15 protein-coding genes are annotated in these 14,603 nt (G+C 69.0%); 12 read left to right on the forward strand and 3 right to left on the reverse strand.

What is annotated here, in order from left to right:
• Positions 1-35 precede the first annotated feature (35 nt).
• From BMY74_RS02395 to groL, 4 genes are all read left to right on the forward strand, one after another.
• Positions 36-677, forward strand: a complete 642-nt coding sequence (locus BMY74_RS02395; RefSeq protein WP_089910326.1) for an AIM24 family protein — start codon at positions 36-38, stop codon at positions 675-677.
• Between the two features lie 88 nt (positions 678-765).
• Positions 766-972, forward strand: a complete 207-nt coding sequence (locus BMY74_RS02400) for a cold-shock protein (protein WP_030470913.1) — start codon at positions 766-768, stop codon at positions 970-972.
• Positions 973-1,064: 92 nt separating this feature from the next.
• Entirely contained in the window at positions 1,065-2,288 is a 1,224-nt protein-coding gene (locus BMY74_RS02405; protein ID WP_089908655.1) for a serine/threonine-protein kinase, read from the forward strand.
• A 208-nt stretch (positions 2,289-2,496) separates the two neighbouring features.
• Positions 2,497-4,116: a chaperonin GroEL gene (gene groL / locus BMY74_RS02410; protein WP_089908658.1), complete on the forward strand. Its 1,620-nt coding sequence runs from the start codon at positions 2,497-2,499 to the stop codon at positions 4,114-4,116.
• A gap of 728 nt (positions 4,117-4,844) precedes the next feature.
• Here groL and BMY74_RS02415 read toward each other — a convergent pair.
• Both BMY74_RS02415 and BMY74_RS02420 read right to left on the reverse strand, forming a co-directional pair.
• Positions 4,845-5,321, reverse strand: coding sequence for a carboxypeptidase regulatory-like domain-containing protein (locus BMY74_RS02415; RefSeq protein WP_169746023.1), 477 nt, complete (start codon positions 5,319-5,321; stop codon positions 4,845-4,847).
• 5 nt (positions 5,322-5,326) lie between these two features.
• Positions 5,327-5,932, reverse strand: a complete 606-nt coding sequence (locus tag BMY74_RS02420) for an RNA polymerase sigma factor (protein WP_089908661.1) — start codon at positions 5,930-5,932, stop codon at positions 5,327-5,329.
• A gap of 346 nt (positions 5,933-6,278) precedes the next feature.
• On the opposite strand from BMY74_RS02420, the gene BMY74_RS02425 reads away from it, so the two are divergent.
• The 5 genes from BMY74_RS02425 (at position 6,279) to BMY74_RS02445 (ending at position 11,382) form a co-directional block, all read left to right on the forward strand.
• Positions 6,279-6,938, forward strand: coding sequence for a copper homeostasis protein CutC (locus BMY74_RS02425; protein WP_089908664.1), 660 nt, complete (start codon positions 6,279-6,281; stop codon positions 6,936-6,938).
• A gap of 82 nt (positions 6,939-7,020) precedes the next feature.
• The gene (locus BMY74_RS02430) at positions 7,021-8,298 is read left to right on the forward strand and encodes an extracellular solute-binding protein (RefSeq protein WP_089910329.1); all 1,278 of its coding nucleotides are present in this window, start codon (positions 7,021-7,023) and stop codon (positions 8,296-8,298) included.
• Between the two features lie 2 nt (positions 8,299-8,300).
• Entirely contained in the window at positions 8,301-9,185 is an 885-nt protein-coding gene (locus tag BMY74_RS02435; protein WP_089908666.1) for a carbohydrate ABC transporter permease, read from the forward strand.
• On the forward strand, positions 9,182-10,015 hold the full coding sequence (locus BMY74_RS02440; RefSeq protein WP_245785841.1) for a carbohydrate ABC transporter permease: 834 nt from the start codon (positions 9,182-9,184) through the stop codon (positions 10,013-10,015). Before BMY74_RS02435 ends, BMY74_RS02440 begins: the two co-directional genes overlap by 4 nt.
• Positions 10,012-11,382: a beta-N-acetylhexosaminidase gene (locus tag BMY74_RS02445; RefSeq protein WP_089908669.1), complete on the forward strand. Its 1,371-nt coding sequence runs from the start codon at positions 10,012-10,014 to the stop codon at positions 11,380-11,382. The genes BMY74_RS02440 and BMY74_RS02445 overlap by 4 nt, the downstream gene beginning before the upstream one ends.
• On the opposite strand, the gene BMY74_RS02450 is transcribed toward BMY74_RS02445, so the two are convergent.
• The gene (locus BMY74_RS02450; protein ID WP_089908672.1) at positions 11,383-11,613 is read right to left on the reverse strand and encodes a PspC domain-containing protein; all 231 of its coding nucleotides are present in this window, start codon (positions 11,611-11,613) and stop codon (positions 11,383-11,385) included. It abuts the gene before it with no gap.
• Positions 11,614-11,692: 79 nt separating this feature from the next.
• On the opposite strand from BMY74_RS02450, the gene BMY74_RS02455 reads away from it, so the two are divergent.
• From BMY74_RS02455 to BMY74_RS02465, 3 genes are read left to right on the forward strand one after another with little or no spacing between them, the layout of a single operon-like run.
• Positions 11,693-12,523, forward strand: a complete 831-nt coding sequence (locus tag BMY74_RS02455) for an AAA family ATPase (RefSeq protein ID WP_089908674.1) — start codon at positions 11,693-11,695, stop codon at positions 12,521-12,523.
• Complete coding sequence (locus BMY74_RS02460; protein ID WP_089908676.1) at positions 12,520-13,494, forward strand: vWA domain-containing protein; 975 nt, start codon at positions 12,520-12,522, stop codon at positions 13,492-13,494. Before BMY74_RS02455 ends, BMY74_RS02460 begins: the two co-directional genes overlap by 4 nt.
• Complete coding sequence (locus BMY74_RS02465; protein WP_089908680.1) at positions 13,487-14,578, forward strand: XdhC family protein; 1,092 nt, start codon at positions 13,487-13,489, stop codon at positions 14,576-14,578. Before BMY74_RS02460 ends, BMY74_RS02465 begins: the two co-directional genes overlap by 8 nt.
• Positions 14,579-14,603 lie beyond the last annotated feature (25 nt).

Below are 14,603 nucleotides of genomic sequence, written 5' to 3' on the forward strand. Positions count from 1 at the left end.
CCGCGTTGCCCCGTTTCACCCCGGAGGTGTTGTTCGTGCAGGTCAGGACCAGGCACACGCCGACGTTCGGCGTGGCGAGACTCGTCCTCGCACCCGGCGAGGCGGTGCTGGTCGACCCGCTGACCATCGCGGCGACGAGCTACGGGCTCGTGGTCGAGGTGAAGGGACTGGGTACCAAGGCGGTCGCGCTGTGCACGGCCGGCGCGGAAGGCGGCTGGCTCGACGCGACGCCCGTGCTGCCCGGCGACCTGCACCAGCTCGAGCTCGACGGCACCCACGGCTGGTGCGTGTCCCGGCACGGCTGGATCGCGTCGAGCAGCACGGTGGCGATGAACCCGGAGGCGCCGCCGATGCAGGCGATCTTCGGGGGCGCCGAGGGCTTCATGAACTACGCGCACGGCAAGGGCGCCGTGGTGATCGCCTGCTACGGCGCGCTCGACCTCGTGACGCTCGAAGCCGGGGAGGCGGTGACCATCAGCAGCGACCACGTCGTGGCGTTCGCGGACACCGTGCAATGCCGCCTCCGGCCGTCCGCGCCCGATGGCGTGCAATCCATTCAGACGGGTGAGGGCCTGGTGTTCGACTTCGCCGGTCCCGGGGCCGTGCTGACGCAGACGCGCGGGCCCCGGCGGCTCACCACCTGGTTGCGCGCCAACGGAGTCAGCCGGAGTTCATGACTCCGTAAGGAGGTATCCGCGTGAGATTTCTTCTTTTAGCGTTGCTCTCTGCGCTTTGCGTGAGATGCGTGATCTGAAGGAGGACGTCTTGGCTCTCGGTACCGTCAAGTGGTTCAACTCCGAAAAGGGATACGGCTTCATCGCGACCGATGGCGGGCCCGACGTGTTCGTGCACTACTCGGCGATCCAGATGGAAGGCTTCCGGACGCTCTCAGAAGGCGACCGGGTGGAGTTCGAGGTGCAGGCCGGACGGGACGGGCGCAGCCAGGCGTCGGACGTGCGCCGGGCCGGGTAGCGCCGCGCGGGACGCCCGCGCCCGAGTCCCTCTGATCACAGCTTTGGCCAACCCGGAGCAAGCCGATCTCGCCGGACGTTAGGCTGCCTCGCGTGTCGGAGGACCTGAGCGGACGGCGAATCGCGCATTACCGGATCGACGGAGTGCTCGGCCGCGGTGGCATGAGCGTGACGTACCGGGCCACGGACGTGAGGCTCGGCCGGAAGGTCGCGCTGAAGGTCATCGGTGAGCACCTCGCACCCGACGCGGAGTTCCGCGAGCGGTTCGTGGACGAGGCGCGCAACACCTCGGCGATCGACCACGCCAACATCGTGCCGCTGTACGACTTCGACGAGGTCGACGGCCTGCTCTACATCGCGATGCGGCTCGTGGACGGCCAGGACCTGGCCGGGCACATCAAGGAGGGGCCGCTCACGCCCGCGCGCACGTTGACGCTGCTCGCCCAGGTGGCCGAAGCGCTCGACATGCTGCACGGCAAGGGTCTCGTGCACCTCGACGTGAAACCGGCGAACGTGCTGGTCACGCAGAAGGAGGGCGTGCGCGAGCACGTCTACGTCGCCGACTTCGGCCTGACCCGCCGCGGCGCCACCGGCCACCGCACCCGGACGGGTGATTTCCTCGGCTCGCCGACCTACGCGGCGCCGGAACACCTGCGCGGCGAGCCCGTCGACGGCCGCACCGACCAGTACGCGCTCGCGTGCATGCTCTTCGCCTGCCTCTCCGGCCGCCCGCCGTTCCAGGGCGGTGTGCAGGAGGTCATCGCGGGCCACCTCAGCACGCCCGTTCCGGCGTTGTCGCAGCTCGTGGCATTGCCACCGGCCATCGACGAGGTGATCCGCAAGGGCACCTCGAAGGACCCGGCGCAGCGGTTCGCGAGCTGCGCCGAGCTCATCGCCGCCGCCCGCGTCGCTCTGGCCGGGGTCGCGCAGGGCTCGGCTCCCGATCGACTCGGGCCGCAGTCCGGCTCGTTCCCCGCCCAGTCGCCGGTGTCCGGGCCGATGCCCGCGCAGCAGGGCCAGTTCCAGGGCGGCGGGTACCAGCAGCCGTTGCAGGACCCGGTCCGCCTGCGCCCGCCGAACCAGGTGGGCGTGAGCGCGTTCACGTCCGGCAAGAAGGAACGGCCGGCGTGGTTCGCGCCGGTCATCGCGGCCGCGGTGGCGATCGTGGTGATCATCATCGTGGTGGTGATCCTCTCGCCGGGCGACGAACCCGCACGCCAGCCCAAGACGAGCTCCGCTCCGTCGCTGAACATCGGCGACGAGCCGACCTCGCGCAAGCCGCTGCCGACCTCCGTGCCCGTCCGCACCTCACCCTGAGTTCGCTTGCACTCGCCGTGCCCGAGTGCTAAACACGAACTAGCACTCGGCTGAGTCGAGTGCCAAAGACAGTGAGGCTAGGACTGGTGAGGCCCTCTCGGGGGTCGCCCGACCAGGAAAAAAAAAAGGTCACTCGCACCGTGTTCCGCTGTGGGCTCTGCCGGCCCGCAGTGGCCCAGAATCCACAAAGGCGGAGGAACACACCGCAATGGCCAAGATGATTGCGTTCGACGAGGACGCCCGCCGCGGTCTCGAGCGGGGTATGAACACCCTCGCTGACGCCGTCAAGGTGACGCTCGGCCCGAAGGGCCGCAACGTCGTGCTCGAGAAGAAGTGGGGTGCGCCGACGATCACCAACGACGGCGTCTCCATCGCGAAGGAGATCGAGCTCGAGGACCCGTGGGAGAAGATCGGGGCCGAGCTCGTCAAGGAGGTCGCGAAGAAGACCGACGACGTCGCCGGTGACGGCACGACGACCGCGACCGTTCTCGCCCAGGCGCTGGTCCGCGAGGGCCTGCGCAACGTGGCCGCCGGCGCCAACCCGCTGGGTCTGAAGCGCGGCATCGAGCAGGCCGTCGAGGCCATCGCCGAGCAGCTGCTGAAGAACGCCAAGGAGATCGAGACGAAGGAGCAGATCGCTGCTACCGCGTCCATCTCCGCCGCCGACCCCACGATCGGCGAGCTCATCGCCGAGGCGATGGACAAGGTCGGCAAGGAAGGCGTCATCACCGTCGAGGAGAGCAACACCCTCGGTCTCGAGCTCGAGCTCACCGAAGGCATGCGCTTCGACAAGGGCTACATCTCCGGTTACTTCGTGACCGACCCCGAGCGCCAGGAAGCGGTCCTCGAGGACCCGTACATCCTGCTGTTCGGCTCCAAGATCTCCACGGTCAAGGACCTGCTCCCGCTGCTCGAGAAGGTCATGCAGGGCGGCAAGCCGCTCCTCATCATCTCCGAGGACGTCGAGGGCGAGGCCCTGGCCACGCTGGTCGTCAACAAGATCCGCGGCACCTTCAAGTCCGTCGCCGTCAAGGCCCCGGGCTTCGGTGACCGCCGGAAGGCCATCCTCCAGGACATCGCCACCCTCACCGGTGGCCAGGTCATCACCGAGGACGTCGGCCTGAAGCTGGAGAACGCCGACATCTCGCTGCTGGGCAAGGCCCGCAAGGTCGTCGTCACCAAGGACGAGACGACCATCGTCGAGGGCTCGGGCGACGCGGAGCAGATCCAGGGCCGCGTCAACCAGATCCGCGCCGAGATCGACAAGTCGGACTCCGACTACGACCGCGAGAAGCTCCAGGAGCGCCTCGCCAAGCTCGCCGGCGGCGTCGCCGTCATCAAGGCGGGCGCGGCCACCGAGGTCGAGCTCAAGGAGCGCAAGCACCGCATCGAGGACGCGGTCCGCAACGCCAAGGCCGCCGTCGAGGAGGGCATCGTCGCCGGTGGTGGCGTCGCGCTGCTCCAGGCCGCCGAGGCCGCCTTCGCGGGCCTGAAGCTCGAGGGCGACGAGGCCACCGGCGCGAACATCGTCAAGGTCGCCGTCGAGGCCCCGCTGAAGCAGATCGCCGTCAACGCCGGCCTCGAAGGCGGCGTCGTGGTCGAGCGCGTCAAGTCCCTCCCCTCGGGCGAGGGCCTGGACGCCGCGACCGGCGAGTACAAGGACCTGATCAAGGCGGGCATCATCGACCCGGCCAAGGTCACGCGCTCCGCGCTGCAGAACGCCGCGTCCATCGCCGCCCTGTTCCTGACGACGGAAGCCGTCGTCGCGGACAAGCCGGAGAAGAACGCCGCGCCGGCCGCGCCGGACGCCGGCGGCATGGACTTCTGAGTCCACTCCGCAGGACGCACCACTCCTGAAAGGCCCGGCTCGCTTCGGCGAGCCGGGCCTTTCGGCGTCTCCGGGGTGGAGGCAGGCCTGCCGGGGTGGGCGAGGGGCCTGGTGGGGGACGTGGGAGGTACCGGCGGGCGGGAGAGTGGCGCTCGGCGTGAGTGGCGGGGCCTGCCGGGGTGGGCGAGAGGCTCGGTGAGGGGCGACGGGGGTACCGGCGCGCGTGCCAGTGGCGCTCGACGTGTGTGGTGGGGCTGGCGGCGGAAGGAACGCAGCGCCACGAGGCCCGGCGGGGTGAAGGCTGAACCCTGGTGTGACGCGGGCGAGGCCGCACGCGAGGGGCGAAGCCCGAGGTGGTGGGGCGAGGGGCGGCAAGCGCCTGGGTGGATGGGACGCGGGTCCATGGGTGGGTGAAGGGCCTGAACCGCCCGACGCAATGGCGAAGCCGAGCCGTCGGAGACAGCAGCTCCGATCAGCGGTGGTGACTCAACCCCGACGGCGATTGGGGCTTGACTTTGGGTGCGAGGCCTTAAACTTGACCACTCGGCCGGGCTTCACAGACCGGCCTTTATTAGGCCGAGAAAGGCCTCGCAAGGGCCCCGAAGTCAAGCCCCAATCGCGATCGTCGCGAAGCGGCGATGAATCAACCCGGCTCGTCACGGCACACGCAACCACCTGCGCAAGCCAATCTTTCCGTCAAAACCCCAGAACCCCAGCAAGTCGGAAAATCAAAGCATGATCGTGGGCGTAACAACGGTCCGCCCAGGTTCCCCACGAGAATTAACCAAATGCACCAAAATCTGCGTGGTCCCAGCCGGCACGTCAGGCAGAACGAACCGCCCCCCGTCATCAGCCCGAGTGCACGAGGACTGGTGATCGGCCACCCGAACCTCCACCTCGTGCTCCCCGGCCGGCACCAGCCACCCGTCGATCCGGTGCCGCGACCCGGTCGAGGTGAAGTTCACCATCAACGTCAGGTTGTCCACGGTGAACGTGATCGTGCCGGTCTGCCCGCCCCGCACCCCGGCGAACGACCCGGCCCGTTCCCATCGCGCCACTTCCACGTCCAGCGACTCCAGGGCGATCGCGAACTTCACGCGGTCGACCAGGTCGGCCGGCGGCGGGTCCAGTTCGTCGACGAGCCTGTTCAGCTCTGAGAGGACTGCGGTGTCCTCGGGGCCCCTGCGGTCGTCGCGCGGGTCGATCTCGTTCACCGCGATCCTCCTTCCGTCTCCAGGTAGTTGCGCAGCAGTGTCAGGCACCGTCCCCTGGTCGGACCGATGCTGCCGTGGGGCATGGCGAGCGCCTCTGCGACTGCCCGGTACTCCGCGCGGCCCGCGAGCACGGTGAGCCGGAGCAGTTCCTGGCACCTCGTGGTCAGGCGGCCGAACGCGAGCCACAGGCGGCGGTCGCGGTCGTCCGTCAACATGACGTCCTCGGGCAGGCCGGTGTCGGACTCGAGCTGTTCGGCGTATTCGTCGGACAGGTGCGTCTCACGCTTGTTGGGTGTCCAGGTTCGGCGCGCTTCACGCCTCGTCGTGACCACCAGGTAGCCGACCAGGGCTTTCGGCTCGTTGATGTTCGTGATGTTCTTCAGGAACGCGAGCCACACGGTCTGCACGACGTCTTCCGCCGCGGCCCTGTCCAAGCCCTGGCCGCGGGCGACGTGCCACAGGAGCGGCGTCAGCTCGGTCACCAGGACGTTCGTCGCCTCGCGGTTGCCTTCGCGCGCGGCTTCGACGCACACCGCATGACGTTCGGTGCCTTCAAGCCCGTCCCACGGCGGACGGTCATCCGCCGTGTGCAGCTCGTCCATGCAGCACCTCCGATCGGCCGCCCTTGTCAGCGCCGTCCGCCAACACATGAAGGGCTAACTGGGCGGTAGATACAAAATTCACTCGATTGGAGCAGCATCACCGCCGGGTCGGGCCCCATCTTCCTCCGCATGCGCCAGCGGCCCGTGATTCCCCCTCCGAGTCACGGGCCGCCAGTGGTGGGAGCCGCGCCGGCCGGCACCCCTCGAACCGGCTGACGCGGACTCCACGCCTGAACACTGCGCTCACCAGGTAAGGAGCGGTGCTCGGGCGAGCAGATACAGCCTCTGACGCAAGGGGCGGCGTGAAGGCTCCCGATTCACGAAAGCACACGTTATGGTCTAGACCATGCCGATTCTCGAAGTGATCGCACTGGACGCGAAGGACGCCGAAGCCGCGCAGGCGGGCGGAGCCGACCGGCTCGAACTGGTCGCCGACATGGCGAGCGACGGTCTCACGCCGTCGGTCTCCACCTTCAAGGAGGTCGAGAAGGCCGTCGACATCCCCATCCGCGTGATGCTCAGGGACGCCAAGGGCTTCGCGCCCGGCAACCTCAAGCACCTGCGCCGCCAGGCTTGGGAGCTGCGGGAGGCGGGTGCCACCGAGTTCGTGCTCGGTTTCCTCGACGCGGGCGGTGAGGTCGACGAGGGCGTCACGCTCAACCTCCTCGCCGAACTGGAGGGCTGCGCCTGGACGTTCCACCGCGCGCTCGACAACTCGAACGACGTCTTCCGCTCCTGGGGAGTCGTCAAGACCCTCGGCTGCGACACGGTGCTCGCGGCGGGCAGCGCCAAGGGCGTCGAGGACGGGATCGAGAACCTGAAGGAGCTGGTCACCCAGGGCCCGCCCGCGCTGCTCGTCGGAGGCGGTCTGCAGCAGCGGCACGTGCCGGAACTGCTGGCCGCGGGAGTGAAGGGTTTTCATGTCGGCAGCGCGGTCCGTCCGTCCGGATGGGACTCGCCGGTCGATTCGGCATCAGTTCGGGAATGGGTCAATCGTCTGGTCTAGACCCTTGACGTAGTCCGTTCTACAGTCACGTTGCTTCCTGTGAAATAGCTGTTGCAACATACGCAACGTGGAGGGCGCGACGATGCGGTTGAAGACACTCGCGGCGGTGCTGGGCGTGGGCGCGGTGGTCGCCTGCGCCCCGGTGCAGTCGGGACCGACGAACTCCGGCACGGACGAGCAGACGGGGCAGCTGCGGGTGTGGCTGTTCGACGAGGTCAACCGGGCACCCAAGGAGGCCGTGGTCAAGGAGGCGATCTCCGAGTTCCAGGGCAAGCACAGCGGCGTCACCGTCGACGTGCAGTACATCCAGGTCTCCAGCCGGGCGGAGCGCTTCAAGGCCGCGTTCAGCGACCCGAAGAGCGCTCCGGACGTGGCCGAGTTCGGCAACACCGACCTCGCGGGCTACGTGTCCGCCGGTGGCTTCTCCGAGCTCGACCTCGGCAAGTGGGACGAGTCCAAGGACCTGGTCCCCACGATCCTCGACACGGCCAAGGTCGACGGCAAGACGTATGGCGTGCCGTGGTTCGTCGGCGTGCGCGCGTTGTACTACCGCACGGACGTGTTCACCGAGCTCGGCCTGCAGCCGCCGACGACGCTGGACGAAATCGCCACCACGGCCCGTGAGATCAGGCAGAAGAAGCCGGAACTCATCGGCATCTCGGCCGGCGGCAAGTACCTGTTCGCCGCCCTCCCGTTCATCTGGGCCAACGGCGGGGACATCGCCAAGTCCGACGGCGGCAAGTTCAGCGCCACGATCGACAGCGCCGAGGCCAAGGCCGGTGTCGCCAAGTACACCGAACTGATCAAGGACGACATCTGCCCGCCCGCCACCTGCGCCGGCAACGGCGGTGACGCGAGCGTCGAGGCGTTCCGCGCGGGCAAGGCCGCGATGACCATCGGCGGCGACTTCAACCGCAAGTCCGTCGACGCCTCCTCCGCGGCCGGCAAGTACGGCGTCGTGCCGCTGCCCGGCAAGGACAAGGGCTCGGTCGCGCCCGCGTTCGCCGGCGGCAACCTGCTGGGCGTCATGAAGGGCACGCAGCGCAAGACGCTCGCCACCGAGTTCACGCAGCTGCTCGCGTCGAAGAAGTACCAGCAGAAGATGTACACGGCGATGGGCAACCTGCCAACGTTCTCCGACGTGCAGAAGCAGGTCGCGGACTCCGACAAGTTCCTGGAGCCGTTCACGAAGACGCTGCAGTCCGGCACGAAGTTCGTCCCCGTCACGCCGGCGTGGGCGAAGATCGAGGCCCAGGCGGTGGTGCCGACGATGCTCCAGGAGATCGTCACCGGCGCGAAGAACGTCGACACGGCCACCGCCGACGCCGCCAAGACGATGAACGCGGCCTTCACGTCGTGAGCATGACCGCGAAAGGCCAGGGGCGGACCGCGTTCGCCTACCTGGCCCCAGCGCTGCTGGTCCTGGGCGGCCTGCTGGCCTACCCGATCTACCAGCTGGTGCTCATCTCGCTCTTCGACTACGGCCAGGAACAGGTCAGCGGCGGCGCGCCGCTCGAGTTCCTCGGTCTCGGGAACTACCAGAAGCTGCTGGGGGACCAGCAGTTCTGGACGGTGCTCGGGCAGACCGTCGGGTTCGCGGCGGTCTGCGTGGTCGGCACGTTGCTCGTGGGCGCGTTCCTCGCGATCCTCGCCACGAGGGTCCGCACCTGGGTCCGGATGACGTTGTTCCTGGCGGCGCTCGGCGCGTGGTCCACGCCCGCCGTCGCCGGGTCGACGATCTGGCTCTTCCTGTTCGACGCGAACTTCGGGTTCGTGAACGAGGTCCTGGGCATCCAGGGCTTCTCCTGGACGTTCGACAAGTGGACGGCGTTCGGACTCGTCGCCGCCCAGGTGATCTGGTGCTCGTTCCCGTTCGTCATGGTGACGCTCTACGCGGGCATCAAGGCGATCCCGGGCGAGGTGCTGGAGGCCGCGGCACTGGACGGCGCGTCGGCGTTCCGCACGGCGTGGAGCGTCATCCTGCCGTTGCTGCGACCGATCATCCTCGTGGTGACGATCCAGTCGATCATCTGGGACTTCAAGGTCTTCACACAGATCTACGTGATGACCAACGGCGGCGGCATCGCCGGGCGCAACCTCGTGCTCAACGTCTACGCCTACCAGCAGGCGTTCGCGGCGTCGGAGTACGGCCTGGGCGCGGCCATCGGTGTCGTGATGACCGTGCTGTTGCTGGGAATCACGATGTTCTACCTGCGTGCACTCAAGCGGTCGGGGGAGGTCCTGTGAGGCGCTGGCTGACCGAGGGCTTCGTCCTCGTCATCGCCGCCGTGGTGGCGTTTCCGCTGTTCTGGATGGTCCTGTCCGCGTTCAAGCCGGAGGACGAGATCATCTCGGCCGACCCGGTGCCGTGGACGACGCGGCCGACGCTCGACAGCTTCACGCGGGCGCTCACGGTCGCGAACTTCGGGCGCTACTTCGTGAACAGCATCGTCGTCGCGTTGATCGTGGTCGCGCTGAGCATCCTGATCTCGTTCCTCGCGGCGACCGCGCTGACCCGCTTCCGGTTCCGCAGCCGCACGACGCTGCTGATCATGTTGCTGGTCGTGCAGATGGTGCCGGTCGAGGCGTTGACCGTGCCGCTGTTCTTCCTGATGCGGTCCGTGGGCGACTCCGTGCCGGTCTTCGGCCTGAACCACCTCGGCTCGCTCGTGCTGGTGCACCTCGCGTTCAGCCTGCCGTTCGCGATCTGGATGCTGCGGGGCTTCGTCGCCGCGGTGCCGGTGGAACTGGAGGAGGCCGCCACCCTGGACGGCGCCTCGCGGTTCCGGTTCCTGTGGCAGGTGCTGTTCCCGCTCGTCGCGCCCGGCCTGGTGGCGACGAGCGTGCTGTCGTTCATCCACGCCTGGAACGACTTCCTGTTCGCCAAGACGTTCATCATCTCGGCCGTGGAGAACCAGACCCTGCCTCTGGCACTCCAGGTGTTCGTCAAACCCGACCAGAACGATTGGGGCGCGATCATGGCGGGCTCCACCCTGATGACCATCCCTGTGCTGATCTTCTTCATCTTCGTGCAGCGTCGTCTCGTTTCCGGCCTCGCGGGGGCGGTGAAGGGATGAACCTGCTGCCACGGCCGGTGTCCTTCGTGGACGGCGGAAGGCTCTGCGAGTACAAGGGCTGGGAGACCGTTCTCGTCGACGGTCCTCCCGGCGGCTACCGGTTGCTCTCGTCCGACGACGGCGTGCTGATCGAGGCGCACGACGCGGAGGGGGAGATGAACGCGCTGCAGACGTTGCGGCAACTCCTGGGCGCACAGGCGTTCCGGGCCGCGGGCGACAAACCGTCGGTCATCCCGGCGTGCGAGGTCGTCGACTACCCGAGGTTCGGGTGGCGCGGCGTGATGCTCGACGTCGCGCGGCACTTCCTGCCCAAGCGGGAGGTGCTTCGGTACGTCGAGCTGCTGTCCGTGCACAAGTTGAACGTCCTGCACCTGCACCTGACCGACGACCAGGGCTGGCGCTTCGAGGTGAAGCGCTACCCGAAGCTCACCGAGGTCGGGTCGTGGCGGGAGGACTCGCGGTTCGGCGACCGGCGCTCCGGTGGTCTGAAAGGCCGTCCGCACGGCGGTTTTTACACGCAGGACGACCTGCGCGAGATCGTCGCGTACGCGCGGGCCCGGCACATCGCGGTGGTCCCGGAGATCGACATCCCCGGGCACTCGCAGTCGGCGATCGCGGCCTACCCGGAACTGGGCGTGCACGGCGGTGGAGTCTGGACCGACTGGGGCGTCAACGAACGCGTGCTCAACATCGAGAAGTCCACAGTGGACTTCTACCGGAACGTGTTCGACGAGCTGATGGACGTCTTCCCCGCGGAGGTCATCGGACTCGGCGGCGACGAGGCACCCGGTCACGAGGACGGCGTGCTGGTGCGGGCGATCGCGGAGCACGTCGTCAGCAGGGGCCGGCGGCCGTACGGGTGGGACGAGGTCCTGGACGCCCGTCCGCTGCCCGCGAGCACGGTCGTCGCGTCGTGGCGCGGGGTGCAGGGCGGCATCACGGCGTTGGGCGACGGCCACGACGTGGTCATGTGCCCCGAGCAGCACGTGTATCTCGACTACCGGCAGTCGGACTCGCCCGGCGAGCCGATCCCGGTGGGAACGCTGACGACGCTCGAGGACGTCTACGCGTGGGACCCGGTGCCCGGAGGCCTCACCGGCGAGGAGCCGGGGCGCCTGCTGGGCGCGCAGGCGAACATCTGGACCGAGCACCTCGACTCGGCCCGGCGGGTGGACTACGCGGCGTTCCCCAGGCTGGCCGCGTTCGCCGAGGTCGTGTGGTCCCCGGCGGAGAAGGACCCCGGGTTCGTGCGGCGGCTCGAGGAGCACCACCTGCCGAGGCTCGACGCACTGGGGGTGGAGTACCGGCCCCTCACCGGACCCCACCCGTGGCAGCGGCTCCCTGGCGTTCCTGGTTTTCCACGGTGATCACACGGCCGGCTCTTCCTCGGGCATGAGGATCCAGGCGGCGACGTAGAGGATCGCTCCGGTGCCGAACCCGAGCAGCGTCGCCGCCACGAGGATGATCCGCAGGATCGCGGCGTCCACGCCGATCATCTTGGCGGCACCGCCGCAGACGCCGGCGAGCATCTTGTCGCTGCGGCTCCTGCGGAGCTTCTTGACCTGGGCCGTCGCGTCGTTGAGCACGTTGTTCGTCATGGCTCAAGGATCGTCGGAATGACGGTCCCGCACATCGGTGACCACCCCGAATCCGACCCTGAGTCGTACTCTGAGGCTCATGGAGTCCCCCGAGGAGCTGGCGTCAGGGCTCGACCGCGCGGGCTACCTGCCGGACGGCGGGGTGGCCACGGCGGCGTTCCTCGCGGTCCGCATGGGCCGGCCGCTGTTCCTGGAGGGCGAACCCGGCACCGGCAAGACCTCCCTCGCGCTGGCGCTGGCCAAGGCGATGGACGTCCCGCTGATCAGGTTGCAGTGCCACGAGGGCATCGACGCCACGCAGGCCCTGTACGACTGGGACTACCCGCGCCAGCTCATGCACCTGCGCGTGCTCGAGACCCGCGGCGAGGTGGACGAGGCGTCCCTCTACACGCGACGGTTCCTGCTGGCCAGGCCGTTGTTGCAGGCGCTGGAGAACGCGCCGTGCGTGCTGCTCGTCGACGAGGTCGACAGGGCGGACGACGAGTTCGAGGCGTTCCTGCTGGAGGTGCTGTCCGAGAACGCCGTGAGCATCCCCGAGTTCGGCGAGATCAGGGCCACGACACCGCCGCTGACCGTGCTGACCTCGAACCGCACCCGCGAGGTCCACGACGCGCTGAAGCGTCGCTGCCTCTACCACTGGCTCGAGCACCCGGCGCTCGACCGCGAGGTGGCCATCCTGCGCCGCACGTTGCCCGGTCTCGACGAACGGCTCGCGCGCAAGGTCGCCGAGGCCGTCGGGAAGATGCGCGGGCTCGACCTGCTCAAGCCACCGGGCGTCGCGGAGTCGCTGGACTGGGCGCGGGCGTTGCAGGCGCTGGGGCGCACCGAGCCGGACGCGGAGACGCTGGGCGCGGTGCTGAAGTACCGAGAAGACGCGGAACGCGTCATCGGGAGCACAATCGTGGGGTGACGGAAGCCTGCGTGGGGTTCACGAGCGTCCTGCGGGGCGCCGGACTCCAGTGCGGGCCCGACCGCGTCCAGGCGTTCCTGCGGGCCACCGAGCACGTCGACCTGTACTGGGCCGGGCGCCTCACGCTGTGCGCCGACCCGGACGACCTGCCGCGCTACGACGCCGCCTACCGCGCGTATTTCGGCGGCGCCCCGCCCCGTCCACGCACGACGGTCGAGCTGGACTCGGTGACCGTCGGCGTCGCCGCGTCCGACGTGGAAGTGCTGAAGCACAAGGACATCTCCGAGTTCGACGCGGCACCGCTGATCGCACGGCTCACGCCGCTGCCTCCGCGCCGCCGGTCGCGCAGGCTCCGCAAGGCCCGGCGCGGGCGGGTGGACCTGGCCCGCACGGTCCGGGCGATGATCGAGACCGGCGGTGAGATCGCGTTGCCGCGCCACCGCCGCCGGGGTGAGAAGGCCCGCCGGCTCGTGCTGCTGATCGACGTCTCGGGCTCGATGGCCGCCTACTCGGACGCGCTGCTGCGGTTCGCGCACGTCGTCGCCCGCGCCATGCCCGCCGAGGTCCACACCATCGGCACCAGGCTGACCCGCGTGACCCGCCAGCTCCGGGAACGCGATCCGGAACGGGCGCTGCGGGCGGCGGGCAGGGCGATCCCCGACTACGAGGGCGGTACCCGGCTCGGCGATGCGCTGCGCCGGTTCAACCAGCGGTGGCGGCAACGCGGTGCCGTCGTCGTGCTCTTCAGCGACGGCTGGGAACGCGGCGACACCACCCTGCTCGCGACGGAGATGGCCCGGCTGCGGCGGCTGAGCCACAAGGTCATCTGGGCCAACCCCCATGCGGGCAAACAGGGTTATCGTCCATTGCAGGGCGGTGTGGTGGCGGCGCTCCCGCACGTCGACACCATGGTCGCCGGACACAGCGTGCACGCGTTGGAAGAACTGTTGAAGGAGGTACGCCGTGCGTGATGTCCTCTTCGACCTCGCCGAACGGGTGGCGAACGGCGAGACGGTCGGGGTCGGCACGGTGGTCGCGACCTTCAGCTCGGCGCCCCGGCCGGCGGGCGCGGCGATGCTCGTGACGCAGGACGGCGAGGCGGTCGGCAGCGTGTCCGGCGGCTGCGTCGAGGGCGCGGTCTACGACCTCGCGCAGTCCACGGACACCCCCGTCCTGCAGCGGTACGGGGTGAGCGACGACGACGCGTTCGCGGTGGGGCTGACCTGCGGCGGGATCATCGACATCTTCGTGGAGAAGGTCGACGCCGAGACGTTCCCGCAGCTCGCCGAGGTGGTGGAGACGGTCCGCGCCGAGGCGCCCGTGGCCGTCGCGACGGTCGTCGAGCACCCGGACGGCGTCGGCCGCCGCATGGTCGTCTGGCCCGACCGGCGTGACGGCACCCTCGGCAGCGCGCGCATCGACGACGCCGTCGCGGACGACGCCCGCGGCATGCTCGCCTCGGGCCGCAGCGGTGTGCTCCAGTACGGACCGGACGGTCAGCGGCGCGGCGAGGGCCTGAGCGTCTTCGTGAACTCGTTCGAACCGCCGCCGCGCATGCTCGTGTTCGGCGCGATCGACTTCGCCGCCTCCATGGCGCGGCTCGGCGCGTTCCTCGGTTACCGGGTGACGGTCTGCGACGCACGGCCCGTGTTCGCCACACGCAGCCGTTTTCCCGAAGCGGACGAGGTCGTCGTGGACTGGCCGCACCGGTACCTCGAACGCGAAGCGTCCAAGCTCGACGAACGCACGGTCATCACGGTGCTCACCCACGACCCGAAGTTCGACGTGCCGTTGCTGGAGGTCGCGTTGCGGCTGAAGGTCGGCTACGTCGGCGCGATGGGGTCCCGCCGGACGCACGAAGATCGACTGAACCGGTTGCGGGAAACGGGAATGACCGAATCCGAACTTGCGGCGCTGTCGTCGCCGATCGGGCTCGATCTCGGGGGCCGAACGCCCGAGGAAACCGCAGTTGCGATTGCCGCCGAGATCATTTCCTTGCGGTGGAAGGGAAGCGGGCGGCGGCTGACGGAGATCGAACTCCCGATTCACCGGTGATCGGGTTGTTGAACCCGCAAACAGG

Origin of the sequence: Lentzea albida (assembly GCF_900111005.1) — a bacterium.
Lineage (GTDB): Bacteria > Actinomycetota > Actinomycetes > Mycobacteriales > Pseudonocardiaceae > Lentzea > Lentzea albida.